This window comes from Shigella sp. FC1567 (assembly GCF_001743015.1).
Taxonomy (GTDB): Bacteria; Pseudomonadota; Gammaproteobacteria; order Enterobacterales; family Enterobacteriaceae; genus Escherichia; species Escherichia coli.
This window is the reverse complement of record NZ_MIIV01000208.1, coordinates 1-2553: the sequence shown is the minus strand read 5'-3', so window position 1 is coordinate 2553 and position 2553 is coordinate 1. Positions and strand designations below refer to the sequence as shown.

At 47.4% G+C, this 2553-nt stretch carries 2 protein-coding genes and 1 pseudogene; 1 reads left to right on the top strand and 2 read right to left on the bottom strand.

Going from position 1 to position 2553, the window contains the following annotated elements:
- Positions 1–235 (top strand): integrase core domain-containing protein (locus tag BHE85_RS13110; protein ID WP_146627965.1); only part of this gene is annotated, 235 nt, incomplete at its 5' end.
- Between the two features lie 35 nt (positions 236–270).
- Here BHE85_RS13110 and pdeF read toward each other — a convergent pair.
- Positions 271–2187: pseudogene (pdeF, locus tag BHE85_RS13105) on the bottom strand (cyclic-guanylate-specific phosphodiesterase PdeF); the annotation flags it as partial.
- Positions 2188–2247: 60 nt separating this feature from the next.
- Positions 2248–2553, bottom strand: a 306-nt coding sequence (locus BHE85_RS13095; protein WP_032232747.1) for an integrase core domain-containing protein, incomplete at its 5' end; no start/stop codon positions are given.

Below are 2553 nucleotides of genomic sequence, written 5' to 3'. Positions count from 1 at the left end.
GCGCGGAAACTGCTGGGATAACAGCCCAATGGAACGCTTCTTCAGGAGTCTGAAGAACGAATGGATGCCGGTGGTGGGTTACGTAAGCTTCAGCGAGGCAGCTCACGCCATAACGGACTATATCGTTGGATATTACAGCGCACTAAGACCGCACGAATATAACGGTGGGTTACCCCCAAACGAATCGGAAAATCGATACTGGAAAAACTCTAACTCGGTGGCCAGTTTTTGTTGACCACTTCAGATTTCATTCAACGTATCAATTAACGGCTACGGCTTACCAATAAGATAACCCTGCATATAATCGATCCCCAAAGAGAGCACCGCCTCGCGGATCTCTTCGTTTTCAACGTACTCTGCCACTACCCGCATTTTCTTCATTCGCGCCAGGTGGCAAATCGATGCCACTATCTGATAATCCAGACTATTTGACACAATATTGCGGATAAAACTGCCGTCAATTTTAAGCAGATCGGCATTCACATTTTTAAGCCGTGCATAGCTGGCGTAGCCGGTGCCGAAATCATCAATCGCAATCTGGCAGCCTAATTCCTGAAGATGCTGCAAGGTGATTTGCGCCTGCTTAACATTGGTCAGAGCATTACTTTCGGTGACTTCAAAAATAAGTTGCCACGCTTCAATCTGATATTTAGCCAGCAACTGACTGACTTCAAAAGGAAAACGAGCCTGACATACCGAGGTTGGAGACAGATTAATAGCAAAACGGTGAGCGGGCATCTTCGCTCTGTTTTCAGCCATAAATTGCAGCGTATGCTCAATGACCCACATGTCGATACTCGACGATAAACCAAATTCGTGCGCGACCGGCAAGAAGCTATCGGGGCTGATCAGTTCATCATTCTCACCTTTCATGCGCAGAAGAATTTCATGGTAAACATCACCACGCATACCGGTAATCGGCTGGGCCATCAGGAAAAAATGGTTGTGTTCCAGCGCCTGCTGTAGTCGATTCATCATCGCGACTTTATCTTTCAATTCGCGTTGCAAATACATTGCCCCGCGACGCTGCATATTTTCCGGGGCGTTGGTCACGATGGAAAGTTCGGCGACCGTATTTAGCTCTCCCAGCAGCAGGTAGATATGATTCACTGGCGAGCGCACATAGCAGTAACTGACGCCAATCTGCGGTTGCATCGGCATGCCATCCCAAAAGAAACGAAATTGCTTGAGATGGCTATCCAGTGCGGTAATGCGCTCCTGGTGCGATTCTGTATTCAGTCGCAGCGCGAGATCGTTACCCGAAAGCTGATAAACATCTTCACCCGGTTCCAGCAAGGGTGACAGCCAGTGAGAAAGTTTTTGCTTGTATTGAATCCGCAGCATGATGCCATAGTTCTTAACCAGCATTTCCATGCCAGGGATGCGTAAATAACAAAGCGCAGACCAGGGGGCATCACGCAACGCGCGATTCAGGGCGCGAACATTTGGCAGATGAACCACCGGGTCCACATACGCAAGCCGCTGAATGCGTCTGACTACCGCTCTCTGACGGGTTGCCAGTACAGCCATATAATTGACAATAAAAGAGAATACCAGATAACTGGAGGAGGTTATGGTCAGCTGCGTGGTATAGCCAGGATAAATGGGAATGTAATTTTGATAGCTGTGGATGCTGATCATCAACACGACCGCCCAGAGCAGAGAAATCAGCTTATAACCATAGCGCATCGCTCCCCACATCATCAGGGGCAGCAATAATGACAAGGTATAATTGGTGCTAAAAATTGTGCTTTTTTCATTTAACGGCATGCATAACAGCAACAATAAAGCACCTAATGCCAGTAGCCAGAGCGCGAACTCTTTTTTGGTGACTTTGGCATCAACCTGCTGTTTTAATTGCGAATAATAGCTACGTAAATAAAATGGATTTCGCACTACCCGAATGATGAAGTAGCACAGCGGGACACCGATCAGATTACCCACCAGTAAGGCCTGATAATTGATTAAAGTCCCGAGGTTAAAAGGCATGACACCGACCAGATTTTCTCTGCTCGCCAATAATCCTACAAATGCAGCAAACTGGAAAAGTATCAGAAACAGCGTTGCAGGAAACACAATCTGCCAGAATATACGCTGGGAAATTAAACGGGTATCACCATGTGAAACGTTGTTACGCCGGGGAGTAAAGACCCTGTAACCGCCCCAACAGAGAATGATAATGATAATGATAATGATAATAAAATTTGAACCGCCCCGGGTTTCCTGGAGAGTGTTTTATCTGTGAACTCAGGCTGCCAGATCATCGTTTCCGATGGAAGCATAATAAGCTTTTTCTGCTTCTGCCGGAGGGATGTGGCCCAGCCTTTCCAGCAATCGTCGATTATTATACCAGTCCACCCACGTGAGTGTGGCCAGTTCCACTTCTGCACGGTTTTTCCAGCTCTTACGGTGTATTACCTCCGCTTTGTAAAGACCATTGATGCTCTCCGCCATCGCGTTGTCATACGAGTCGCCTGTACTTCCTGTTGATGCCAGTAATCCGGCTTCCTTAAGCCGCTGTGTGTAGGCCAGCGATACATACTGAGAACCTTT